Origin of the sequence: Fodinicurvata sp. EGI_FJ10296, from assembly GCF_040712075.1 — a bacterium.
Taxonomy (GTDB): Bacteria; Pseudomonadota; Alphaproteobacteria; order DSM-16000; family Inquilinaceae; genus JBFCVL01.
The window spans coordinates 325,845-349,245 of sequence record NZ_JBFCVL010000002.1 but is presented as its reverse complement, the minus strand read 5'-3'; the positions used below and the strand labels follow the sequence as shown (position 1 = coordinate 349,245).

Sequence of the window (23,401 nt, the reverse complement as noted above, 5' to 3'; positions counted from 1 at the left end):
CTCTAGTCATTTTCGATGCCGGGCGTTCTTATCTGGCTATAGCCCGTTCTGAAGGTCCGCCAGGCGTAACCGGCGACGCGAAGCAGAATGGCGACGGACAGGATCGGCAGCCATACTGTATAGATCCAGCGGGGATATCCCAGGCCGGGCGACCGTTCGCCGAACGCATACTCGTCCCAGGCCAGCAATCCGCCGTAATAGACGATCAGCGCGAACATGATGGTCGTCGCCAAGATCGCGACGGCCTCGCACATCAGGCGCAACGGCAGCGGCATCTTGCCGACCAGATAGGTGATCCGTATGTGGCCGCCCTTGGCAAAGGCGAGTGCCGATCCGGCGAACGTCATCACGACAAGCAGGAATATCGAGTATTCTTCGGTAAAGGCGAAGGAATAGTCGGACAGGTAGCGGACGACGACATTGCCAAAGCTGATCAGACAGATCAGCCCCATGGCCCCGGCGCAAATCGCTTCTTCCAGCTTGAGCGGGACCCGCGGTTCGTGCGCATCCTCGACCGGGTCGCGCTCCCCTGCCTCGACATGATCCACCATATGAATTTCCGCTATCAATTCCTGGAGCCGATTTGAAACGGCAAAACGGGAAGCGCGTCGCCGCGCTCCCTGGATTGCCGGTTCCGGATGGGGCCGGGGCCAACGCCGAGATCAGCGGTTGGCGATCGCCTCTTCGGCCGCGGTGACCAGATCCTGGCCGATGGTCTCGCTCCATTCGTCATAGACACCGCGCGTTGCGTCGACGAAGGCCTGGCGCTCATCCTCGGTCAGGCGGGTGATCTCCACGCCTTCGGATTCGATCTCTTCGATCAGTGAAAGATCCGGCTCGACCAACCCCTCGCGGGCCAGTTCGATACCATAATCGCCGGCTTCGACGGCGGCTTCGCGCAGGATCTGCTGATCTTCCTCGGTAAACGTGTCCCATACCTGGGCGCTGACGCCAAAAATCAGCGGATCGGCCACATAGCCCCAAAGCGTGATGTAGTTCTGATCGACATTCTGCATTTGCAGGCCGCTATAGATGGTCAGCGGGTTTTCCTGCCCGTCGACCGCGCCGGTGGTCAGGGCCGGCTGGGCATCGGCCCAGCTCATCTGCGTCGGATTGGCGCCGAGTGCGGAAAAGATGTCGCTGAACAGCGGCGACCCGACGACGCGGATTTTCATGCCATCCAGGTCTTCCGGCGTCCGGATGGGACCGATCGAATTGGTGATCTCCCGGAATCCGTTCTCGGCCCAGGCGAGGGGAACGACGCCGGCCTCTTCGATCCGCTCGAACAGACGATTGCCGACTTCGCCGCCGGTCAGGGCATCGAGAGCGTCATAGTCCGGCATCAGGAAGGGCAGGGCGAAGATATTGAGTTCCTGAATCTGCGGCGACCAGTTGATGGTAGAACCAACGGCCATGTCGATGATGCCCTGACGCATGGCCGTGAATTCGCGGGTCTGTTCGCCCTGAACCAATTGGGTGCCCGGATAGATGCGCATGTTGATGCGGCCGTCCGTGCGCTCGTCGACCAGATCCGCCCAGCGCTGAGCCGCCGCACCCCACGGAAAGCTGTCCGGCAGGACGGTCGAAACCGTGTATTCGTCCTTGTAATTCTGTGCCGTCGCGTGGGCCGTGAACGCGATCGCAGCGGTTGCGGCCATGGCGGCCAGCATCAATTTCTTCATGATTGGATATCCTCCCGATTTTCTTCATTCGTCCAGGCCCGGCGGAGGCATGGCTGGTTGCCCGGTCTGTGCGGTGCCGATCGAACGCATGGTTTGCGGGCTGGCACGACCGGGTCAAGCATTAATGTTGCCACGAAGGATCGTCCGCATGAAGGCACATGTGTGGCCGGGGCGGACGATTGCACCGACGCGGCGCCGATGAAGTCGATTTTCGTTGCGCGCCACCTGCTTGTCGTGATTGCTCTATACTCGGCCCATGTGCCTTCGGCATTCAAAAATTCGGAGTGTGATACAGCGATGTCCCAGAGCGCATCCGGCGTGCAGAGCCTTGGCAATCAGCCCTTCGTTCCCTTTCTTTTGTCGCAAGGGTCACTGACGCACAAGATCCTGGCCGTGCTGGCCGGGTCCTGGTTCCTGGCGGCCTCGTCGCAGCTCTCGGTGCCCATGTATCCGGTGCCGATGACCATGCAGACATTCGCCGTATTCATGGTTGGTGCCCTTTATGGGTGGCGTCTCGGCGCGATTACCGTGCTGGCGTTTCTCGGTCAGGCCCTTGCCGGCATGCCGTTCCTTGCAAATGCGACCGGTGGACCGGCGCCGTTCGTCGGGCCGACCGCCGGATACCTGCTCGGATTCGTCGTTTCGGCGGCGATCGTCGGCTGGATGGCCGAAAAGGGCTGGACGGCGAACGGCCTGCTGCGATTGCTCGCGACCAGCGTCGTTGCTCATGTCGTCATTCTGGCTTTCGGCGTCACATGGTTGGCAGCGATGATCGGACCGGCCGGGGCGGTCGCCCATGGCCTGACGCCGTTCCTGCCGGGAATGGTGCTGAAATCCGCGCTTGGCGCTGCCGCCATACTGGGTGTGGCCAGCCTTCGCGATCTGCTGCGCCGCAAAGAGTAGACCGACGCGCGGATGGTGAGACGATCGTCCGGACGACCTGATTGGGCGCCGGCGGCCGGGGCAGAGCCGGCGCCGGCGGACCAGATCGTCCGGCTGCGTGGGCACCATCTGCTTTGTCTCCTGACTTATGTCGGGCGCGGCTATACGGCAGAGTTTGTCGCCAATTTTGATTTGCTGGCAACGGCGCTGTCCGACGGTGTCCGTCGTATTCGGATTGTAGACGGCCCTGACGACATCTGCCGTCCAGTCGAAAACTGTCCCGACAGCCATTGTCACGAGCCGAGGGTGAAGCGCCGCGATGCGGCGGCGCTTGTTGATATCGGTCGCATCCTCGGCTGTGACCTTCTTCCAGGCGCCGACATTGAATTGGACCGCGACCGGATCGCCCGCCTTCGTGCCGCCTTCGCCGAGGGGTCTGCCCGGTCGGCCTGCCAGGGATGCCAGTGGCACCGGATCTGTTCCGATGTCGCCGATAGCGGCTTCGACGGGACCAGATTCTGTCCGGGACGCTGATCCATCGATGGCAATCCGCGATTTGGCCTCCATCTGATGGGGTATGGCTGACGATAAATCGCAGAATACGGACCATCCGAACCCGGATGGTCGAGAAGCTGCCCGATCGGCATCGGTCGAGGGCGAGGACTGGCTGGTTCCCGATGCGGCGCGCGATCCGGTAGCGCTGCCCGATAGGCGACTGAAATGGTCGACCGCCAAGCAGTTCCTTCCCGTCGTGGTGCTGCTGGCCGGGTTGCTCACGGCGATCTGGATGGGCTGGGTCGATCAGATATCACTGACGACGCTTGCCGATCATCGTGAAACGCTCATTGCGTGGGTCGATCGCAACGGCCTGGCCGCCGCCGCCGTATATGCTGGGCTGGTTACTGCAGTGGCGGCTTTCTCCATTCCGGCCATGTCGGTGATGAACATTTCCGCCGGTTTCCTTTTCGGCCCCGTTTCGGGGACGGCCATCGCCACTGTTGGACAGACCATCGGCGGCTTCGTGGTTTTCCTGGCCGCCCGCTATGCCTTTCGTGATGTACTGGCGAGACGGGCCGGTACGATGGTGAGGCGAATGGAGGCCGGCTTTCGGCGCAACGCCTTCAGCTATATGTTGACCGTACGTTTCATGCCGATGTTTCCGGCCTGGCTCGTCAATCTTGTTCCCGGTCTGCTCGGTGTTTCAGCGCGGGTCTTCTTGCTCGGCACCGTAATTGGCGTCATCCCCTGCACCTTCGTTTTTGCGACCGTCGGCGACGGGCTGGGGCAGGTGATCGACAAGGGCCAGGTCCCCAGTCTGATGATCTTCCTGGAACCCCGGATTTTGCTGCCATTCGTCGGACTGGCACTGCTGGCCATCACTCCGGCGATCATTCGGTGGCGCCGCGGCCGGATGCAGAACGCGGCTGCTGCCGAGCAATCCGAAGGCTCCGGGGCTACTCAGGAAAAATCGTGCTCGAATGCTGGATAGAATCCGCTCCCGAATGTGTCGATAGTCATATAGAGGGAGTCATCGTCTTGCCGCGCAGCCACACACCCGAGCAGCCTTCAGCCAGCACAATGATCCGCGGCACTGCCGGTGACCGTTCCGCTGTCGGCATTCTGCCGCCGCCGCGGAAGACCACTGCAACGGGCAGCGAACGCCGTGTCGGTGTCGAAATCGAATTCGCTGGCATGGAGACCGAAGAAGCGGCGCTTGCCGTACAGGACGCCTTCGGTGGCACCATCACCTATGTCGACAAATACGCACGACGCGTCGAGACCGATATCGGTGCCTTTGCCGTGGAACTGGATATGAGCAGGGCGCACCCGGACAAGAAGCCTGGCAAGCCGGCGCTGCTGGACGAGATGGACACTTATGTATCATCAGCGGTTGGTGCGATCGGGCGGTACTGGATGCCACAGGAGATTGCGGCCCCGCCAATCCCCTTCAGCCGCCTTTACATAATCGACGATCTGGTTGCCGCCCTTCGGAAACGGGGGGCACTTGGAACCAGTGCCAGCCCGATCTATGGATTCGGCATTCATCTGAATCCGGAAGTGCCCGATACCTCGCGCGAAACAATACTGGCTCACCTCAAGGCCTATCTTCTATGCAGCGATTGGCTGCACGAACGCATCGATATGGACGTGACGCGCCGGCTAATGCGGTTCGTGGCGCCGCTGCCGAATTCATATACGCGCATGGTTGTCGACCCTGACTACGACCCCTCGCTCCCGGACCTCATGGTCGATTATTTCCGGTTCAACCCGACAAGGAACCGCGAATTCGATATGCTTCCCATCTTTGGCTTTATCGACCCGCGCCGGGTGCGTATGCTGTCGTCGGGCAAATCGGTTTCGGCGCGGCCTACCTTCCACTACCGATTGCCGGACTCACGCGTCGATCGGACCGACTGGGGTGGTATCGTGGCGGAATGGAACAACTGGGTCCATGTCGAATGGCTTGCTTCAGACGCCGATGCGCTTGCGGCCGCCGGGCGTCGTTGGGCCGCACTGTATGATCGGGGCCGGGTAAGCGAGTGGAAACACGAAGTCGCGAGCTGGCTGGTCGAGCCCTGCGGCACCCGGAGCGCCGTTGACATTGAGCGTGCATAATTATGTCGGCAACGACTCCGACAACCCTCGGCGTACGGATCGGGTCGATGTGGGCTCGGGCGGGGATCGGCCCCTGCGACGATCAGGCGACACGCGCCGCCCCCTGATCGGCATAACCGCGTCGATGCGCGGTGGCCGTTGGATGGCAGCCTTCAATCATCTCGCGGTCCGACGTGCTGGCGGCATTCCGGTCAAGATCACACCCGGGAACGCCCGCGATATCGACCGTGTCGATGCGTTGATAATCGGGGGTGGCGATGATATCTCGGCGACGCTGTACGGCGGGACGCTAAACCCGACGATCCGCATCGACCCTGATCGCGACGCCTTCGAGCAGAAGGCGTTGGAGCGCTCGATCGATCGTGATCAGCCGGTGCTCGGGATATGCCGGGGCGCGCAGATGATGAATGTCGTGCTTGGCGGCACGCTCCACGAAGACATCTACAGCGCGTTTCCGAATCTTCCGCGAATGCGGACGCCCTTGCCGCGAAAGACCGTTACGGTCACGGCGGGCAGCCGCCTGAGCACACTCCTGGGCACGGAAAAATGCCGGGTAAACGCGCTTCATCATCAGTCCGTGGACAGGGTCGCCAGCGGGTTGACGGTCGTCGCCTGCGATAGCTTCGGCATCGTTCAAGCCGTCGAGGCCAAAGCGCCGGGCCATTGGATCGGTGTTCAATGGCATCCCGAATTTCTTGTCTTCGACACCCGCCAGCAGGCATTGTTCCGTGACCTGGTGGCCCGGTGCCATGACCGATCGGCGCACCCCGGGAGGCACGGCTGAGCTTGTTGTCGGCCGTTATTATCGCGAATTCTCGGAACTCCCTTCAATTCCTGCCTTTCGACCGCAGCTTTTGGCTGTTTCGATAGTGCCGTCACTGTCATCCGTTGAATTCGGGTCCTCGCGACATTAATTTAGTTAAAAATCTCTTGATCGCGTGACGAAACGAGAATAAAAGTTGGTAAGAGAGCTTAGCAATGGGTGAAAGCTTGCACAGATCAAGGCGTTGCGCGGTTTTCCGGAAGTTTCGGGAGAGCGAACGCCGGTTTGGCAAGGTTCCGCTAGAGTCTGCAAGATTTGAAATCTAATGATTGATTTACGTTTGGCTGGATAAGATCTGGCGTCGGGGTCCGGTTGGCCGATCATCGGCTGTCCGCGCGTTGGGAAAGATGTCATGGCACTGACCAAATATCTGATGGTCCTCGGCTGGATCGTCCTCCTGGTGGGCGTCACCATCATGGCATCGGTACCGACGACCATTCCAGCCCAGATGTGGCTGGCGACCGCCATGCTGGCCATGATGATCATCATCAAGCTGCTCGATCCGCGGGACATGCTTCGCGCAATCCTGGTGGCGCTCGGCGGGTTCGTGGTGCTGAGATATCTGTTCTGGCGCGTCGCGAATACTTTGCCCCCGGCGGAGCAACTGCTCGATTTCGTTCCCGCCGTGCTGCTGATGATCGCGGAATTGTACGCAATCTCGATCCTGTTCATGGGCCTGATCGTGGTTGCCAATCCGATCAAGCGCAAATCGCTGCCGAAGATTGCGGAATGGCCACGGATCCCGACCGTCGACGTCTTCGTCCCCTCGTATAACGAAGACGAGGAAATTGTCGAGGCGACGCTCCTTGCTGCGTGCGATCAGAATTATCCGGCCGACAAATTCCGCGTCTATCTTTGCGACGATGGCGCGACGACGGCCAAACTGAACGATCCCGATCCTGACAAGGCCCGGGCAGCTTTTCGGCGGCAACAAACAATGATGGCGCTATGTCGGCGGGTCGGCGCGATCTATCTGTCGCGCGAGGACAACAAGTCGGCAAAGGCCGGCAATCTGAACGCGGCGATGGCGAAAACGACCGGCGAACTCGTCGCCATTTTCGACGCAGACCACGTTCCCGCGCGGGATTTTCTGGCACAGACAACGGGGTATTTCGCCTATCAGAATGACCTGTTCCTGGTGCAGACGCCGCATTTCTTCATTACGCCCGACCCGCTGGAGAGAAATCTCAGAACCTTCGGCAAGATGCCGGCTGAGAACGAAATGTTCTATGGCACCATCCAGCAAGGATTGGACAAATGGAACGCATCGTTCTTTTGCGGCTCGGCGGCTGTTCTTCGGCGTACCCATCTCGATGAAGTAAACGGCTTCTCCGGTAGCAGCGTTACTGAGGATGCGGAAAGCGCGTTAATGCTTCACGCCAAAGGGTACAAGAGCCTGTACGTGTCTACACCATTGATTGCAGGCCTTCAGCCTGAATCCTTTACCGAGTTTATCGCCCAGCGGTCGCGTTGGGCGCAGGGCATGACCCAGATATTTCTGCTGCATAGTCCGATATTTAAGCGCGGGCTGACCGTGACGCAGCGTATCGGATACGCCAATTCTTCGATGTTCTGGTTCTTCCCGTTTGCGCGTCTGGCCTTTCTTATAGCGCCGTTGTTCTATCTGTTCTTCGGCCTGGAAATCTATGTTGCCACCTGGGTCGACTTCCTGGCCTATGTGCTGCCGTACATCATTGCCACGCTCCTCATCCAGAATACGCTGTTCCGGACCTCGCGATGGCCGCTCATTTCCGAGTTGTACGAGTATGTGCAATCGATGTTTACGTCGCGCGCCATCCTGGGCGTGCTGCTCAACCCACGCTCGCCATCATTCCGGGTGACGGCCAAGGGCGAAACGCTGGCTGAGGATACGCTGTCACCCCTGGCTCGGCCCTTTATCGTCGTTTTCGTGCTAACGCTGGCCGGTATCGTGGCGACGATCGTCCGGTATCTTCTCGCCCCCGAAACGAGCGGAATCCTTGCGGTCGTCTCGCTGTGGAACGTCTTCAACTTCATGTTGGCGTCGGCGGGCCTCGGTGTCGTCTGCGAGCTGCAGCAGCGGCGCAATAATCCGCGCGTGCCGGTAAACCGGGCTGCGACAATTGCACTGTTTGAAGACGGCGACCAGCGCATGATCGATGCCGATATCCAGGACGCGTCGATGGGGGGTGTCAAAATCTCCATCGATCAGGGCGCCCTGGAAGGAGACCCGATCAAGCCGGGAACCCAGGCTGTGCTGTACCTCGAAGACAATGGCGACGACCGCCCTCTATCCATTCCCATACGCCTGCTCCAGGGGCGGGCAGAAGGTGGCCGCCAGGTATTCGGTGCGAATTTCATGGCGACGGCAACGGACAGCAAGGCCAACATCATCAGATTGACCTATGGCGACTCCAGGCGGTGGGCAAAGATGCTTGCGGATCGTCAAACCTCGCCGGGGGTCCTGAAGGGCATTGGGATGTTCGTTCGTCTCAGCTTGCGCTATTCGGTCCTGGGAACCAAATTCATCTTCACACACTGGAACAAGCGCCAGGCTGACACGGCCGGAACTGCCCAGACTGCGGGGGCGCAGCGCACATGAAACGATACGCCAAGCTTCTGTCGGTCAGCCTGGCCATGGGCGCGCTGGGTCTGTCGGTCGCCATCGGCGTTGGTTTGCCAGCGGCGGCACCTGCAGCGACTTCTGCTCCCATTCCGCTTTATCCCTTTGAGCAGCAGCCGACCCCGGCGGAACCTGTGCCTGCGGATCGGTCTTCGGACACGGGTCCGGCTGCGGGATCAACTTCGAGAATTGCTCAAGTGCTGGAACCCCGAACTCAGCGGCCTGAGGGCACACGGTCGGGGCCTTCCCTGATCCTGCAGTCGCCGGATGTGTTCGGCGATTCTGCCGGGACGGGGTCCGAAAATCGGTCGATCCTTGCCCCGGGCCGGACGTCGGGCAGCGGCGCTTCGGATGCGACGACAGGTCGTCAGACAGATATCCAGTCAATCGTTCGCGGCGGGGTGCTCGACGGCGACGGAACGAGTGGCGATCGTGCCCAGCCGCGTCGGATAGCGCCGGGACCGATTCCGGCCGATGACAGTGCGCCCGAAGCGGCTTCGCCCCGGGACGTGGCTGACGACGGTGACATCGCCGACGGGGAAGCAGGGGCACGCGGATCGGCGCCGGCGCCGGTGATGCGCGAACTGCCGCGGTTGGCGAATGACGACGATGCAGGGACGGAATCGGCCGATCCCTTTGCCGGGAATTCGCCGCGCGCCGGCCGGCCGATTCTGACCGATACCGGGTTCCGGTCGCTGTTCGGCCGGCCGGGATCTGCACTCCCTGGACCGGCGCCAGCAGAAGGGGCTGTCGATCGATCGGTCGCATCCCGGTTCAACGACGGCCCGGAAGTCGAGAGCGCGTACAGAAGCCGTATCATGCCGACGCCGTCAACGACCGTTGCCGGCCATATGTATTCCAGCCGTGATGCGGCCAGCTTCGCCGCCTGGCTTCCGCCGAACCGTCGTGGTGGCTCGGCGACTCTGGTTTTCACTATGGTGAACAGTGCTGATGTGTTGCCGGGAAGTTCAGAGGTTGCCGTCTTCGTGAACGGCGAGCATCTGGGCGATATCGGGACGACAGCCGACGGCAGGGGTCGCCGGCTGGCGATTTCGCTTCCGGAGCGGTTCCTGAACGATGGCTATAACACCATCGAGTTCCGGTCCAGTCTCTTCCATCGCGTGGCCTGCACCATCGAAAGCGGCTACGATACCTGGGTCCAGATCCCGGCGGACGAAGCCTATATCGGGTATGACCTCGAAGGCGGCCTGGATCATACGGCCGTGCTGGGATGGATCGGTCAGGCGATGCAGGGCAGGCCGTTGCCAGTCTACTCGCCGGGCCGGCAGCCTCAGGATACGGTCATTCGGGCCGGTTTCAGTTTTGCGCAGGGTGTATCGGTATCGACGGGCATCGAGGCCCATCCGATCGTTTCCCATCCGATCAGCGATTTGCAGACCGATAGTCCATCTCAACGCGGTCCGGAGTTCCCCGGGATCGACCTGCGACGCATAAACGGGCCTATCGCCGTCGTCATGGGAACCGCCCAGGATCTCCGTGGCGTTGTCGGCGCGGGGCTGCTCGACCGGGTCGACGGTCCCCATCTTTCGACGCACCAGATCGGCGACCGCATCATCATCCTTGTGTCAGGCCTCAATGGGTCGGACATTGCCTATGCCGCGCATGGTTTCGCGGAAGAAGTGGCGCAGGATCAACCCCCCTGGCGCTACTTCTCGACGATCCGCCAGAATATGTCCCGTGACTGGGCAACGCTCGGCGGACATACCGAATCCGCATACGGCCCTCTTTATCGATCTCGCGTTGCTGTCAATCTGCCCGTCGATGTGTCAACGACGCACGAACAGTCGGCCAGACTCTCCCTCAACCTTGCCTATGGACCGGGACTTGCCGAAGGGGCGGAACTGCTGATACTCGTGAACGGTCGGACGGCCTCGGCCTACCCGCTGTCTGAGCGGGAAGGCGATCTGCTCGAAAATACGCCGATCGATCTTCCGATGCGGTATTTTCGACCGGGCGCCAATCTGATCGAGTTGCAGGCCCGGTTGCCCTATGTCGACGAGGGTCAGGATTGCTTCTGGCGTGGCGGCCCGCCGACGGAAGGCCGGCCCCGGCTGACATTTTTCGAGGATACACGGATCGAGTTCCCTGGATTCGGTGACACGACGCTGCTTCCGGATCTGCGGCTGTTCACCGAAGAGATGCTTCCCTATGCCAGTTCCGGCCGTATGCCGATGATGCTTACCAGCGGCGATCACGACACGGTATCGGCGGCCTGGTCGTTCATGGGCGCGCTTTCGGCCCGATCCGGTCGCGTTCTGCCCGTCGATCTTCAGATCGGCGGGGAACCGTCGCCCCGAAACGATGCCGTCGTATTCGGCATATCCCGGGAATTGCCGGCAATCGTCCGCGAGCGGGGGACCGAAGATCTGCAGGCGGTGATGACCGACTGGGAGACGCGTCCCGAGACCCCTGATGTCGATTGGCTGCCGCCGGACCGCCGACCCCGCCCCGTTCCCATGCCACAGACTTCGCCCGGAGAGGATACCGATTCCGTCGTCCGGTCGCTCCGTCGGCTGCAGGTTTCCGATAGTGGCCCCAACCCCGGTGCGACCACCTCTGACTTCACCGGCGGTATGTCGCTGGCGCGTGTCGATGGGAATGCCTCCGCCAACCGATACTTCACGAACGGTGACCGTTCGGTTCTGGGCGTCAACGGATCGGAACCCATCCGCGCGATCGATGAGACGGCGCTGGAGCGGGCGGACTGGCGCAACAGGCTGTCGACAGAAGGCGAGGAATCCGGTTTCTTCCTGGGATGGCTGGAGAGGGCATCGAACACACTGGTCAGCGAGGCCTATACGAGTTCGACGGATTATCGCATGCCGGTGTGGTCCGAGACCGATCGTCGTGACGCCGATAGTCGCCGGAATGCCGATTTCGTCATCTCGCAGTTTTCGCCGAGAAGCTGGATAGAAACGCTGCCGGGCGTCAGTCCGTCGACCTGGACCGTCATTGCGGCCCCGACGACCAGCGGTCTCTGGGCTGGCGTGGAACGATTGCAACGGATCGACAGCATTAACGGGGTTGCGGGTGACACCGCGCTGTTCGACCTGCCCGATGGAGAGATCGTCGTCCGGAAGACGACCGGCGACTACGTCTTCACCGGTCACCAGGGCTTCAGCCTGTCGTTGTTCCGCTCCGTGCTGGGGCAGTGGTTCTCGATCAATGTCGGGGTCTGGCTCGCCTTCGTGATCGGTATCGTCGTTGTTGTCGGGCTGATCACCAACGCTCTGCTCAAATCGGTTGGCCAACGCGAGGATATCCGATGATCGCATCCACACTATTCAGGATCGCGGTAATGGCCGTTTGCGTTGCTTTTGTCATGCAGGACAGGGGCGCCGACGCACAGGAGTTCGAGTCGGACGATCGGGACTGGCAACTCTATACCGACTCTTTCGTCGAGGATGGCCGCGTCATCGACACCGGCAATGACGATATCAGCCATAGTGAAGGGCAGGGCTATGGCATGGTGCTTGCGGTCGCTTTCAACGACCTGGAAACCTTCGGGTCGATCTGGTCCTGGACGAGCCACCGGATCTGGGTGCGCGACGACAGATCGATCGCCTGGCGGTGGGAAGAGGACGAAAGGCCGCCGATCACCGACGCCAATCCGGCGCCCGACGGCGACATCCTGGTCGCATGGGCGCTGATCAGAGCCCATCAGACCTGGGGAATCGACGAGCACGCCGAGGCGGCGCGCGCCATACTGGACGGGATAAAGGAAAACCTCATTCGCCGGGTCGGCACCGTTCCGGTCATCAGTGCCGGGATCAGCGGGTTCGACGTTGAAGGCGGTTTCATCGTCAATCCGTCCTACTGGATCTTTCCGGCATTGACGGACATCCGCCGTTTCGACAACGATCCGCTTTGGGACGCGGTGCATGAAACCGGTCGCCGGCTTGTTCGCAATGCGCGGTTCGGCCGATTGAATCTGGTCCCCGACTGGGTCGTGATCGACAGCAGCAACGGTCGCCTGACAACATTGCCCGACGATATGGACGATCTGTTCCGCGGCTTCGGCTACAACGCCGTGCGGGTACCGCTCTACCTGCTGTGGGATGAGCCGTCCGCCGGCGACGATATTCAGCCGATTGCGGACCTCTGGGACCATCAGGGCGATGGGCCGGTCGCGATTGAAGTCGATCTGGGAAGCGACCGACTGCTGCACCGCTCCGACGGCCAGGGATACCGGGCTGTGCGGGCGCTTGTGAACTGTGTCGTTGCCGACGAGGCGATGCCGTCAGGCCTGCAGTCGCTGAACGAGGGTCAGGATTACTATTCCGCCAGTCTGTATTTGCTGACCAGGGTTGCGATGGCCGAAAGGGACCTGGCATGTTGACGGTTCGTGGAATTGGCGCCAGAGCTGCCTTGGCCTGTGTCGGCGCCTTGTCGATGGCGCTGGCGTCCGCCGCTGTTTACGGTCAGGAAGCCGGGGGCCAGGAACGCGCGGCAAACCGGCAGACGGATCCCGAAGCGGTGACAATGGTAGCGCAGGATGCCGCCGTCAGGGTGATTTATGGCGACCCCGGCCCGGCCGAGAATCCGCTTCTCGATTTGACGGCGCTGCGTCTCTATGCGGTGGCCAATCGCATGGACTATGTCGAGTCGGAGGTACGGCGGCTCCGGTCGATCGATCCGAACTGGGTTCCGCCGGACGATCTCTTCGACCCGCTTGCACTCCAGGAGCAGGTCGACGAAACGCCGATCTGGGATCTGCATGCTGCGGGCCGGCTTCACGACGCAGAGGGAATGATCACGCGACTGAGGGTCGAAAATCCCTCCTGGACGCCCTCGGAAGATCTGGCAACCATCATCAGGATGGATCTGAAGCGCATTCGTCTGAATGCAGCCTATGGTATCGAGCAGTGGGAAACGGTACTGGCCGTTGCACGCGGGAACACGGACCTTCTGGCGTGCGAAACGGTCAACGAAATCTGGGAAACGGCCCATTCCGCAGCTGAGCTGGCTGAGGTTAATACCAGTTTCGGCCTGTACGAGTATGTCGTTATAAACTGCGATCCGGGCGGGCCGCGTTTTGCGTCCGTTCAGAAGGCCAACGAGCACCTGGGCCTCGATTACGCCTTGCCATTGATCGAGATCGAGGATGCTCAGGGTTATCGGCGGACCGTTTCCGAGGACGCCGAGTGGCGCCGGATCCGGGCCGAGATCATCGGCGAAGGGATCGGCGTCTCGGAACTCGCCGAAATGACCGACGAGGAAATCGCGGCATTGGAGGCCGAGATTCTGGAGGAGCGCGACATCGAACGCGCGCTGTATCTCGGTTGGGAATATTTGACGCTTCAGCAGTACGAACGCTCACGCGAGTGGTTCCAGACCGCCTGGGATTGGGGCGAGAGCGCCGACGAATGGAGCGAGCGCTATGTGGCGCTGCGTGGCATCGCGTTGACATACGAGCGCGAAGGCAATTTCCTGGAAGCCGTGCGATTTGCCATGCGGATACTTGAGGAGGACCCCGAAGCCCCCGACCTCTTTGCCGGCATCATGCTGCGGATGCTCGCCGAAGATGCCGAGACGGCACCGCTGGAGGAGCACATCGAACGATTCAAGGAATTGGTGATCGCGCGCGAGGACGCCGCGTCGGCCAAGGCGATCGGATGGTTCGACTATCGCGGCAACCGCTTCAGCCAGGCAGCGATCTGGTTCGAGCGGGCGCTTGAATGGGAAGAAGAGGAAGAGGCGGCCGAAGGTCTGGCGCTCAGCCTGCTCAGGTCCGGAGATCGCAGCGGCTTCAACGCCGTAGTCGAAGAATGGCGGGCCCGGTCCAGCGCGATCCGCAGGCTGGAGTCCGAGACACGGGTACGGGCGGCGGCGCCGGCAGCACCATCCGGGCCGCCAGCGGCGGTCACGGCGTTCGAGGCGGGCCGCTATTCGCAATGCCTCGACCTGTCGGCCGGAAATCCGGACCTTGCGGAAGTCCGGGGTTGGTGTCTGATCGAATTGAACCGACCGACCGAAGCCGAACGGGCTTTTGCCACGGCGATCAGCGCCGGCGTCGGCGATGCTGCCGATCTCGATCTCGGACTGGCGCTGTCCTATCTCAGCAGGGGTATGGCCGGAGACGCCGAACGCGTGCTGCAGCGCGGAAATCTCGCGGCCGACAAGCGCGCCGAGGTCAGGGCAGAGATCCTCGCGCGGCGCGCCACCAACGCCTATAGTGCCCAGGACTACCGGACGGCGATCGCTCTGATCGATGAGCGGTCGCTCATCGCACCGGCTCGGCGCGATCTGTTGATGCTGAAAGGATGGGCCTTGCACAATCTCAATCGCCGAACCGATGCACTGGAACTTTTCAGCGCATTGGACCGACAGATGAGTACAACCGAGTCCCAGAATGCTATCCGGATCGTTCGGTCGGCCCTCAACTAGGAGCGGGAATTCGGATGACCAGAAAGTTGAACGGCGCGTCGCGGCCAGCTTCAGGGCGCCGGTCGTCCCGTGGCCGCAGGGCAGTCGGGCTGTCCCTCATGGGATCGGCCTGCCTGCTGCTGTCGGCCTGTGCCAATCCCCTCGATCCGTCGCAGCGGCTGTACGACCCGCTGGGGACGCCCAACTACGATGTGTTCGGCGGCGTGTCGGCGCCAATTGCCCGAAGCATCGGCCGTTTCGCCGTCGACGACATCGAAGTGCTCGACGTTCGCGAGAACCGGTATCCCGATACATATGTCCAGAGAACGATTTATGAGAATCCGACCAGTCTGCCGGGTGAAAACTATCTTGAGGCGTCGGTGAGGCTTCGGACCGGCCCGGTCTGGGCGACCGATCCGTCCGATCGCTGGGAGGCGCCGACGCAGACGGAAATCGCAACCCGGCTTCGAGAGGATTTTCCCGGCATTCGCATGGCGATAAGCGGCGACCTGCGGCGCAACGGGTTTGGCATATACAATCACGCGATTGGCGAAGCCGGCGGACGCGCCGCCTGCATCTTCGCGTGGCAGGACGCAAACGCCCAGCGCCTCCCCCGCGACGTGGATGGCCTGTTCATCGAATTCCGGTATTGCGACCGATCGAGGTCGCCGGAGGAACTTGTCGGCCTCTTCGACGGACTGTCTCTGGGCTATTGACCCGTATTCTGCCGCAGGTCTCTGCCATCCCTTATCGAAACAACCCGATCCTGGCCCCTTTATCGAAACCAATGCGCAGCTACCGCGGGACCGGGCGCAGGGTGTCAGCCAACTTGAACCGGATCACCAATTCCGCTACCCCGGAATGCATACGATACGGAATTTCAGGGACGGAGCGGAACAATGGACTTGGGTTTGTCAGGCAAGCGGGCGCTGGTTATCGGCGCATCACAGGGTATCGGCCGCGCCATCGCAGAGGGGCTGGCGTCGGAGGGGTGTAACGTCGCCATCGCCTCCCGCTCGGCGGAGAAACTGAAAACCGTCGCCGACGGTATTGCGTCCGCCGGCGGCAGTGCGTCGGTGCACACGGTCGATCTCTCTGATATTTCCAGCGTTTCGGCGCTGGCTGAGTCCGTGTTGGCAGCGGGCCCCGTGGATATACTGGTCAACAATTGCGGCGGACCGCCGCCATCGGGCGCGCTGGGCGTTGCCGCCGACGAATGGCGCCGGCAGTTCGATGCCATGGTGATCAGTTCCATTACTCTGACCGAAGCGGTCGTTCCCGGCATGCGTGAACGGGGCTGGGGGCGCATCCAGTTCATTCTGTCGTCAGGTGTCATTCAGCCGATCCCGACGCTCGGCATTTCCAACGTTCTGCGCTCCAGCGTCGCGAGCTTTTCCAAGACACTGGCGAAAGAGGTCGCGCCGCACGGCATTACCAGCAATGTCCTGCTGCCCGGCCGGATCGAAACCGACCGTTTGCTGTCGCTCGATCAGAAGACGGCGGAGCGCGAGGGAATGGATGTTGCCGATGTCCGCAAACGGTCCCAGTCGGCGGTGCCGGTCGGCCGCTATGGTCAACCCAGGGAATTCGCCGATGTGGCGGCATTCCTGGCCAGCGAGCGCGCGTCCTATGTCACGGGCATGATGATGCGGATCGACGGCGGCCTCATCAACACGATGTGAGCTGAAAGGGCGATCGGGGAACGGGCAATGCGGCAACGGATGCCGCATTTTCCGTTGCTTTGATACGCCGGATCAGAATCCGGCGACGACAGCACCTTCGAAACGTTCGTCAACGAATGCGCGCACTTCATCGCTGTGATAGGCGGCGATGAACCGCTCGACCCACGGGGCGTCGGCATCTTCGGCGCGGACGGCGATGATGTTCATGTACGGGCTTTCCGGACCTTCGCGCAGGATCGCGTCCTCGTTCGGGTCGAGACCCGCTTCGACGGCGTAATTCGTGTTCACCGAGGCCACGTCGACATCGCTCAGCGAGCGCGGCAGCTGCGCGGCGTCCAGTTCGATGAATTCAAAGCCGTGCGGATTTTCGGTGATATCCAGGATCGACGGTGTCAGCCCCGTATCCTCGCCCAGTGTGAGAAGCCCGGCCGACTGCAGCAGCAGCAGGGAACGGCCGCCGTTGGTCGGGTCGTTCTGGATCGCAAAGGTCGCGCCGTCGGGCACGTCTTCGATCGACTCGTATGTCTCGGAGTAGAAGCCCATCGGGAAGACGACGGTCGGGGCGACCGACACCAGATCGAATCCGCGGTCGCGAACCTGATTGTCAAGATAGGGCTGATGCTGGAACGAGTTCAGGTCCAGGTCGCCATCGGCCAGCGCCGTGTTCGGCACGACATAATCGGAAAATTCGGTGATATCGAGGGTCAGTCCGTTCTCGGCCGCGACCTCGGCGACGACTTCCATGATCTCGGCGTGGGGGCCGGGTGTGACGCCGACCCGAAGCGTTTCGGTATCGGCGCTGGCATGGCCGGAGACGAATGCGGTCGTCGCGGTCAGCAGACCGGCGAGCGCCGCAAGACTGGTAGTTGATGCCTTCATGAGAGGTGTTTCCTTCGTTCTGGTTGGATGGGGAGGGGAATGGAATTGGCGGATCAGGACATCAGCCGCTTGTTCACCCGCCGGGCCAGATAGTCGCCGATCGTCTGGACCGACTGGACCAGAATGATGAGGACCAGGACGACGAGCGCCATTACATCCGGCATGAAGCGCTGATAGCCATAGCGGATCCCCAGATCGCCCAGGCCGCCGCCGCCCACCGCGCCGACCATGGCCGAATAGCCGATCAGGCTGACAAGGGCGAGGGTGAGGCCGGCAACGATACCGGGCATGGCCTCCGGGATCAGGACTTTGCGGACGATCTGGAGCGGCGTCGCGCCCATGGCCTTGGCCGCTTCGATCAGTCCCTGGTCGACTTCGCGGATCGCGTTTTCCACGACGCGGGCAATAAAGGGCGCAGCGGCAACGGTCAGCGGCACGATGGCGGCGGTGGTGCCGATCGACGTGCCCGCAATCATGCGGGTGAACGGAATGATCGCCACCACCAGAATGATGAATGGCGTCGACCGGGTTGCGTTGACGACGAGGCCGGCGACGCGGTTGAAGCCGACCCATTGCAACAATTCGCCGCGGCCGCTGGTCGCCAGAACAACGCCCAGCGGGAGACCCAGCAACGTGCCGATCCCGCCGGAGACCGCCGTCATGTGGAGGGTTTCGAGCGTCGCCTCAACCAGCAGCCCGGAGATCTGCGGCGATATACCCAAGAGGCTCAACAGTGACATTATTGGTCTCCAGTAGCGTAATGGCAGACGCAAGCCGCTCGCCAGTCGCCGGCACACCGACGAGCAGCGTTCCGATCGCCGTCTCCCGGACGACATCGACCTGCGCCTGCAGAATTGAAACGTCGAGACCGTGGCTGCGCGACAGCAGCGACAGCGCCGCGTTGCCGTCGGCGCCGGCGCCGGCCAGTCTCAGACGAAGGACGGCGCGGCTACCACTGCCCACGGGTTCGGGCGACAGGCGCCGGCCGATCGCGGGCGGCAGCGCATCGCGTCCGGTCGCCGCCAGAAGCCGTTCCGTTATCTCGGCCTCCGGGCGCGACAAAATTTGTTCGACAGAGGCCAGTTCGGCGAGGCGGCCGCCGTCCAGTACCGCAACCTGCTGACAAATTTGCCGGATGACGTGCATTTCGTGGGTAATCAGCACGATCGTGATCCCCAGTTCGGCGTTGATGTCGGCCAGCAGGTCGAGAATGGCCCGCGTCGTTTCGGGATCGAGGGCCGAAGTCGCCTCGTCGCACAACAGGACCTTGGGTTCCGTCGCCAGAGCGCGCGCGATGCCCACCCGCTGCTTTTGTCCGCCAGACAGTTCGGCCGGATAGCGGTTGGCCTTGTCGGTCAGCCCGACACGGTCGAGCAGGGGTGCGACCCTGGCCGCAATCTCGCGGCGGTTCATGCCTGCCAGTTCGAGGGGCAGCGCGACATTGTCAAAAACGGTGCGGGACGAGAGAAGGTTGAAATGCTGGAAAATCATGCCGATCTGTCGGCGCGCTGCGCGTAAGGCCGCTGGCGACAGCGCGGTCATATCCATACCGTCGACGGTCACCGTTCCTTCGGTCGGCTTTTCCAGCAGATTGATCAGACGCACCAGTGTTGATTTGCCAGCGCCCGACCGACCGATGACGCCGAATATCTCGCCACGTCCGATTTCCAGATCGATCGCTTCCAGAGCCGATACCTCGGCCGATTTGCCGCGCTCGGGGTATCGCTTGGACACATTGTTGAGAGTAATCATCGCGGGCATGACCAATCAGTCCGTCCGCGTTGCGGTCGGAGGAACAACCTTGCCTGTTTGCCCGGAATGTCGTTGGAGATGCGTCATCGTCTTGCCCTCATACCACGAGGGACCAACCACGAATGACTCGTGGCGCTTTAGCATTGTTGACGCGGTGCAAGCTGCCCCTCAAAGATCCGCGGGACCGACAGGTTCGGCCCAAACCATTCCGTTCGTTTGCGAACGAGCGACGACATTGCCTCCCGCTCCGTCAGCCGTCAAGCCGAAACACGGATTTGCGGCGCGAAACCCTGGTATTCACAAACATGTAGCGTAAATTTTCCGACGACGGCCGGGTATAGATAAAGATCCCAGAACGAAATAAAACTTCGTCATTGATCCGCAATCTTCGGTGCATTCTGGTATCGAAATCCGTTTGAAGTCGGCGATGAAGTGGACTATATTAATAAGGCCTACGTGGTTGATGGCTCGTATTGCAGATACCCTTGCCGCCACTGAGTATTTGTGATGAATACTCATGTCGGGGAAGGTCGCCGTAGGGCCCGAGTCAGTACGAGGACCCGCGTTTGGCTGATCGTCTTCACCAGAGGGGAGGTGCGTTTGCGCATGGAAGAACCACCTATTCGCCTTTAGGTGCCCTGTCTGAACATCAGGGCTCGGCCGCGCCACTAGTCGGGATCCCGGTGAGCGGCCGCTGATTCATACAATTGAACTTCGAATGACAGAACCAGGATGACCTTCTGGTTTGAGTATTCTGGCTCGAATGCCGGATTGCCGATACGGCAATGACCCCGGTTCGGAGGGTACTCCGATCCGGGGTCAGTTATGTGTGCACATCGCCGTTCAGTGTCACCAGCCATGACGAGGCGGATGCCCGGTTTGCGCCCCGCGCAGACTCTGCTCAACCAGCTTCATTGACAAAAGTGTCATCGATGCAATGTTGGCTCAGCCGACTTAACGGTATAGGGTGTTGTAAAGGAAAATCATCACACTGCCGGTTGATCGCGTCGATGCCCGGCACAATTCATAACTCCTGAACAAGCAGAATTATCGATGAACATGATTTGGCCGCCGACAAAGGCATTCTACTTTCTTCGCCATGGTGAAACGGACTGGAATCGCGCAGGCCGACTGCAGGGCTCCAGTGATATTCCCCTGAACGGTCTGGGTGTTCAACAAGCCGCCCGCGCGGCCGGCATTCTGGCCGAATTGCCGATCAGGCGGGTTCTGATGAGCCACCTGACACGGGTCCGGCAGACCGCGGACCCGCTGCTGAACCGATGGAGCCTTGTTCCCGAGATCCACGAAGGTCTGGCCGAACGCCGTTATGGTGCATGGGAGGGGAAAACCCACGCTGAAACCGACGGCTCGGGCGCACCCGAAGGCGGCGAAACCCGGCGGCAGTTCAATGATCGGGTCATTGCCACCTTACGGCAGATTGCCATGGATCCCGATGTTGGGCCGGGCAACGATTCCGGATTGTTGATCATCGCGCATGGCGGTGTCTTCCGAGCCATTAGCGAGGCTCTGGACATCAGGCTGACGGCCGGGATCGGCAATGCCCAGCCGGTGATCGTACAGCCCGGCGCCGCGGGCCAATGGCAGTTCAGGCACCTCTCCGCCGATCTGGAAGCGATTTCCGCTTGAAAGCCGGTTGGCGAACAGGCACTCGTTCCCTAAGAGGCGCAAGGGGAGCAAATCATTGAACAGGGCTGTTTCCTGGCTAACGGGGGCGTCGGCCCTCCTGGCCGTGCCGGCCACCGTATCGGCATTCGAACTCGATCGTTCGTTGTCGGATGCCATGACGAGCATGGACAAACCCGTCGTCGCTGGCCTGGATGAAGGGGAAACGGGGCGGGTCGATGTATTCGACAGTTCGTGCGTCGACAGTAACGGCCGGCTGTTCGTATTCGGACATACATCGACGGAGCCCGATCCCACATTTCCGACCATCGGTGTCCGGCGCGGAGACGGCGACGATGTCGATCTGACGATGAGCGCCGATGCGCTGAACGATTTCATCGTCTATATGGGCTTCATGCCGACCTGCGAGGCCGCAACGGCCGCCACGTTCCGCAAGGCGCCGCTGTTCGAGGTCCGGTATATCAACGGTCACGGACGGCTGTCGGCCCTGATCGATACGCTGTTCCGGCCCTGACGCTTTCCGGTCGCCGATCTGCCGCGGATCGTCGGCGATAGCGAAAATGGTGATCTCCCACACCCTGATCGTCCCGGGCGGAGCGCGGCACGGAAGTGACGCGTTGCTTGACCCGGGACCTCGTGCAGCAATGCTCGATCGTGATACACGAACCGGCTGCATCCGGCTCAGGGTCCCCGATCGGTGCCCCGGTACGATAAGGGCGGCGACGATCAGGAACGGGGCGCGATCACGCGGGGGTTATGGTGGCCACGGCGGATGAAGCGACAAATCCCTCGTGATCGATGACGCGAAGTTGGCGGCGGCCGGCATCGTCCGGATCGTCGGCAACGGCAACACGGATCGGCGTTCCACAAATCACCGGCCGTCGGCCGCGGAACTCGAAATGGCTCAGCGGCCCGTCTTCAGCGGCAGCGGCAGCCATCAGTGTCGCCAGTAGCGGGCCGTGAACGACCAGACCGGCATAGCCTTCGACACCGGTGGCATAGGGGTGGTCGTAGTGAATGCGGTGCCCGTTCAGGGTCAGGGCGGAATAGCGGAACAGCAGGACGGGGTCGGGCGTGAACACGTTCTCGCGGCGAACGGCTTCCGGTGTCAGATCGCTGGTCACGCCGGCAGGTCTCGATTCCCCCGGCTGTGCCGGTTCGCGATAGACGATGTCGTGTTCGTCGGTCAGAACCGGTTCTCCGTCCGCGAAGAATTCATGTTTGACCGTGACGAATGCCAAGCGCCCCGTGCGTCCGGTCTTTTCATTAATTGCGGTGATCGTGGAACGGCGTTCGACTTCGGCGCCGACCCTCAGCGGCCGATGGAAACTGATCCGGCTGCCGGCCCACATCCGTCGGTCGAGTGGCACCGGCGGCAAAAATCCGCCCAGCGCCGGGTGACCGTCGCGCCCGAGTTTATGTGCGGCGACCGGTTCCCAGAAATACATCCAGTGCCAGAGCGGCGGCAGCGCGTCGCCGATCTGCGGTGGCGGGCCATCCAGATCGAGCGCGGCGTGCAGGGCGGCCGCCCGGTCGGCGACGAAGACGTCGGTCATGGATTGGCTGCGGCCCAGCCACGCCATCCACGGCTTTTCTGCCGATGCCTTTGCGGCGTCGTCGGGCGTGCCGTTTTCGCTCCGGGTCATGGATCGGTTCCTTGTGGTGGCTGTCCGGCACATTAGCTTGTTCGACTTAGGCGCATCGCATAGGTAAAGCGGTCGGCCGGGTGGCGACTGCTGGAGATTTCGAACGCCCGCCCGTCCTGGCCGGTGTAGCGCCGGTCGATCCGGAGCGCCAACCCTCCGCGCGGGGCTTCCAGCGCGTCGGCGATCGGGTCCGGAAGCTGTTCGGGCCGGATCTCCTGGGCGATGTCGCTGATCCGCTCGTCGTAGAGTTCCTCGACCAGCGAGGCGATGGCGCCGCGATAGGTGCCGAGATGGTCCTGCACGCCGGCATAGGCATGGGCGACATAGATGTCGGTCCAGCAGATCGCCTCTTCCGCGCCGGTTGCCTGACTTCCCCCCTGCCGTTGGCTGGCGGGCGCCATGCGCGGGCCTTCGATATGGAGAAAGCGCTGGCCCGGTTGGCATTTGAGTGCAGCGGCCAGTGCGGCATCGGCTTCGACCGTCTCCATGGTGACCGGGTCGAGTCGGGTCAGCCGCGCATACTGCATTATGTCTTCAATGGAACCCCAGGATTGCGCATAGGATCTGTCCAGCGTGTCGGTGACGACCCGGCTTCCTACCCCCTGACGCCGTGAGATGAGGCCCAGCGACTGAACATGGCGCAGGGCCTCGCGCGCCGTGATTCTGCTGACATCGTAGAGGCGGCACAGGCGGGCTTCTGTCGGCAGCAGCGAATCCACCGGATAGGTGCCGGCCACGATGTCTTCGACCAGCCGGTCGGCGACCTTCAGGTATCGGGGCTTGCCCGTTCCGGTTCCCGCGACCAT

The 23,401-nt window shown here is 61.8% G+C and carries 20 protein-coding genes; 13 read left to right on the top strand and 7 right to left on the bottom strand.

What is annotated here, in order from left to right; genetic code table 11:
• Nucleotides 1-2: 2 nt before the first annotated feature.
• A complete protein-coding gene (locus ABZ728_RS05045; protein ID WP_366654782.1) occupies nt 3-551 on the bottom strand; it encodes a TRAP transporter small permease in 549 nt (182 codons plus the stop codon).
• Between the two features lie 111 nt (nt 552-662).
• Nucleotides 663-1,682, bottom strand: a complete 1,020-nt coding sequence (locus ABZ728_RS05040; RefSeq protein ID WP_366654781.1) for a DctP family TRAP transporter solute-binding subunit — start codon at nt 1,680-1,682, stop codon at nt 663-665.
• A 297-nt stretch (nt 1,683-1,979) separates the two neighbouring features.
• Between ABZ728_RS05040 and ABZ728_RS05035 the strand changes: the two genes are divergently transcribed.
• The 11 genes from ABZ728_RS05035 (at nt 1,980) to ABZ728_RS04985 (ending at nt 16,674) form a co-directional block, all read left to right on the top strand.
• Nucleotides 1,980-2,585, top strand: coding sequence for a biotin transporter BioY (locus ABZ728_RS05035; RefSeq protein ID WP_366654780.1), 606 nt, complete (start codon nt 1,980-1,982; stop codon nt 2,583-2,585).
• 12 nt (nt 2,586-2,597) lie between these two features.
• Entirely contained in the window at nt 2,598-3,098 is a 501-nt protein-coding gene (locus ABZ728_RS05030) for a DUF1284 domain-containing protein (protein WP_366654778.1), read from the top strand.
• Between the two features lie 43 nt (nt 3,099-3,141).
• Complete coding sequence (locus ABZ728_RS05025; RefSeq protein ID WP_366654777.1) at nt 3,142-4,053, top strand: TVP38/TMEM64 family protein; 912 nt, start codon at nt 3,142-3,144, stop codon at nt 4,051-4,053.
• A gap of 47 nt (nt 4,054-4,100) precedes the next feature.
• Nucleotides 4,101-5,180, top strand: a complete 1,080-nt coding sequence (locus ABZ728_RS05020) for an amidoligase family protein (RefSeq protein ID WP_366654776.1) — start codon at nt 4,101-4,103, stop codon at nt 5,178-5,180.
• A gap of 49 nt (nt 5,181-5,229) precedes the next feature.
• Entirely contained in the window at nt 5,230-5,964 is a 735-nt protein-coding gene (locus ABZ728_RS05015; RefSeq protein ID WP_366655095.1) for a gamma-glutamyl-gamma-aminobutyrate hydrolase family protein, read from the top strand.
• A 391-nt stretch (nt 5,965-6,355) separates the two neighbouring features.
• Nucleotides 6,356-8,584 (top strand): UDP-forming cellulose synthase catalytic subunit, encoded by a 2,229-nt coding sequence (gene bcsA / locus ABZ728_RS05010; protein WP_366654774.1) that lies wholly within the window; start codon nt 6,356-6,358, stop codon nt 8,582-8,584.
• The gene (locus ABZ728_RS05005) at nt 8,581-11,895 is read left to right on the top strand and encodes a cellulose biosynthesis cyclic di-GMP-binding regulatory protein BcsB (RefSeq protein ID WP_366654772.1); all 3,315 of its coding nucleotides are present in this window, start codon (nt 8,581-8,583) and stop codon (nt 11,893-11,895) included. The genes bcsA and ABZ728_RS05005 overlap by 4 nt, the downstream gene beginning before the upstream one ends.
• A complete protein-coding gene (locus ABZ728_RS05000) occupies nt 11,892-12,965 on the top strand; it encodes a glycosyl hydrolase family 8 (protein WP_366654771.1) in 1,074 nt (357 codons plus the stop codon). Before ABZ728_RS05005 ends, ABZ728_RS05000 begins: the two co-directional genes overlap by 4 nt.
• Nucleotides 12,959-15,013 carry a hypothetical protein gene (locus tag ABZ728_RS04995; protein WP_366654770.1) on the top strand — a complete coding sequence of 685 codons (2,055 nt, stop codon included), beginning with the start codon at nt 12,959-12,961 and terminating at the stop codon, nt 15,011-15,013. The genes ABZ728_RS05000 and ABZ728_RS04995 overlap by 7 nt, the downstream gene beginning before the upstream one ends.
• A gap of 14 nt (nt 15,014-15,027) precedes the next feature.
• On the top strand, nt 15,028-15,708 hold the full coding sequence (gene bcsN / locus ABZ728_RS04990; protein ID WP_366654769.1) for a cellulose biosynthesis protein BcsN: 681 nt from the start codon (nt 15,028-15,030) through the stop codon (nt 15,706-15,708).
• A 183-nt stretch (nt 15,709-15,891) separates the two neighbouring features.
• On the top strand, nt 15,892-16,674 hold the full coding sequence (locus ABZ728_RS04985) for an SDR family oxidoreductase (protein ID WP_366654767.1): 783 nt from the start codon (nt 15,892-15,894) through the stop codon (nt 16,672-16,674).
• A gap of 72 nt (nt 16,675-16,746) precedes the next feature.
• Here the strand turns inward: ABZ728_RS04985 and ABZ728_RS04980 are convergent, their stop codons facing one another.
• From ABZ728_RS04980 to ABZ728_RS04970, 3 genes are read right to left on the bottom strand one after another with little or no spacing between them, the layout of a single operon-like run.
• Entirely contained in the window at nt 16,747-17,553 is an 807-nt protein-coding gene (locus ABZ728_RS04980; RefSeq protein ID WP_366654766.1) for a MetQ/NlpA family ABC transporter substrate-binding protein, read from the bottom strand.
• A 53-nt stretch (nt 17,554-17,606) separates the two neighbouring features.
• Nucleotides 17,607-18,293, bottom strand: a complete 687-nt coding sequence (locus ABZ728_RS04975) for a methionine ABC transporter permease (protein ID WP_366654763.1) — start codon at nt 18,291-18,293, stop codon at nt 17,607-17,609.
• Nucleotides 18,238-19,305: a methionine ABC transporter ATP-binding protein gene (locus ABZ728_RS04970; RefSeq protein ID WP_366655093.1), complete on the bottom strand. Its 1,068-nt coding sequence runs from the start codon at nt 19,303-19,305 to the stop codon at nt 18,238-18,240. Before ABZ728_RS04970 ends, ABZ728_RS04975 begins: the two co-directional genes overlap by 56 nt.
• Nucleotides 19,306-20,358: 1,053 nt before the next feature.
• Here ABZ728_RS04970 and ABZ728_RS04965 point away from each other — a divergent pair.
• Complete coding sequence (locus ABZ728_RS04965; RefSeq protein WP_366654762.1) at nt 20,359-20,952, top strand: histidine phosphatase family protein; 594 nt, start codon at nt 20,359-20,361, stop codon at nt 20,950-20,952.
• A gap of 55 nt (nt 20,953-21,007) precedes the next feature.
• On the top strand, nt 21,008-21,463 hold the full coding sequence (locus ABZ728_RS04960) for a hypothetical protein (RefSeq protein ID WP_366654761.1): 456 nt from the start codon (nt 21,008-21,010) through the stop codon (nt 21,461-21,463).
• 229 nt (nt 21,464-21,692) lie between these two features.
• On the opposite strand, the gene ABZ728_RS04955 is transcribed toward ABZ728_RS04960, so the two are convergent.
• Both ABZ728_RS04955 and ABZ728_RS04950 read right to left on the bottom strand, forming a co-directional pair.
• Nucleotides 21,693-22,595, bottom strand: a complete 903-nt coding sequence (locus ABZ728_RS04955) for a MaoC family dehydratase N-terminal domain-containing protein (protein ID WP_366654759.1) — start codon at nt 22,593-22,595, stop codon at nt 21,693-21,695.
• Nucleotides 22,596-22,627: 32 nt separating this feature from the next.
• Nucleotides 22,628-23,401, bottom strand: a complete 774-nt coding sequence (locus tag ABZ728_RS04950) for a GntR family transcriptional regulator (RefSeq protein WP_366654757.1) — start codon at nt 23,399-23,401, stop codon at nt 22,628-22,630.

Excerpts from the sequence above, each read along its gene's own strand:
- ABZ728_RS05045 (WP_366654782.1), bottom strand. The coding sequence starts at position 551 with ATGGTGGATCATGTCGAGGCAGGGGAGCGCGACCCGGTCGAGGATGCG.
- ABZ728_RS05040 (WP_366654781.1), bottom strand. The coding sequence starts at position 1,682 with ATGAAGAAATTGATGCTGGCCGCCATGGCCGCAACCGCTGCGATCGCG.
- ABZ728_RS05035 (WP_366654780.1), top strand. The coding sequence starts at position 1,980 with ATGTCCCAGAGCGCATCCGGCGTGCAGAGCCTTGGCAATCAGCCCTTC.
- ABZ728_RS05030 (WP_366654778.1), top strand. The coding sequence starts at position 2,598 with ATGGTGAGACGATCGTCCGGACGACCTGATTGGGCGCCGGCGGCCGGG.
- ABZ728_RS05025 (WP_366654777.1), top strand. The coding sequence starts at position 3,142 with ATGGCTGACGATAAATCGCAGAATACGGACCATCCGAACCCGGATGGT.
- bcsA (WP_366654774.1), top strand. The coding sequence starts at position 6,356 with ATGGCACTGACCAAATATCTGATGGTCCTCGGCTGGATCGTCCTCCTG.
- ABZ728_RS05005 (WP_366654772.1), top strand. The coding sequence starts at position 8,581 with ATGAAACGATACGCCAAGCTTCTGTCGGTCAGCCTGGCCATGGGCGCG.
- ABZ728_RS05000 (WP_366654771.1), top strand. The coding sequence starts at position 11,892 with ATGATCGCATCCACACTATTCAGGATCGCGGTAATGGCCGTTTGCGTT.
- ABZ728_RS04995 (WP_366654770.1), top strand. The coding sequence starts at position 12,959 with ATGTTGACGGTTCGTGGAATTGGCGCCAGAGCTGCCTTGGCCTGTGTC.
- bcsN (WP_366654769.1), top strand. The coding sequence starts at position 15,028 with ATGACCAGAAAGTTGAACGGCGCGTCGCGGCCAGCTTCAGGGCGCCGG.
- ABZ728_RS04985 (WP_366654767.1), top strand. The coding sequence starts at position 15,892 with ATGGACTTGGGTTTGTCAGGCAAGCGGGCGCTGGTTATCGGCGCATCA.
- ABZ728_RS04980 (WP_366654766.1), bottom strand. The coding sequence starts at position 17,553 with ATGAAGGCATCAACTACCAGTCTTGCGGCGCTCGCCGGTCTGCTGACC.
- ABZ728_RS04975 (WP_366654763.1), bottom strand. The coding sequence starts at position 18,293 with ATGTCACTGTTGAGCCTCTTGGGTATATCGCCGCAGATCTCCGGGCTG.
- ABZ728_RS04970 (WP_366655093.1), bottom strand. The coding sequence starts at position 19,305 with ATGATTACTCTCAACAATGTGTCCAAGCGATACCCCGAGCGCGGCAAA.
- ABZ728_RS04965 (WP_366654762.1), top strand. The coding sequence starts at position 20,359 with ATGAACATGATTTGGCCGCCGACAAAGGCATTCTACTTTCTTCGCCAT.
- ABZ728_RS04955 (WP_366654759.1), bottom strand. The coding sequence starts at position 22,595 with ATGACCCGGAGCGAAAACGGCACGCCCGACGACGCCGCAAAGGCATCG.
- ABZ728_RS04950 (WP_366654757.1), bottom strand. The coding sequence starts at position 23,401 with ATGGTCGCGGGAACCGGAACGGGCAAGCCCCGATACCTGAAGGTCGCC.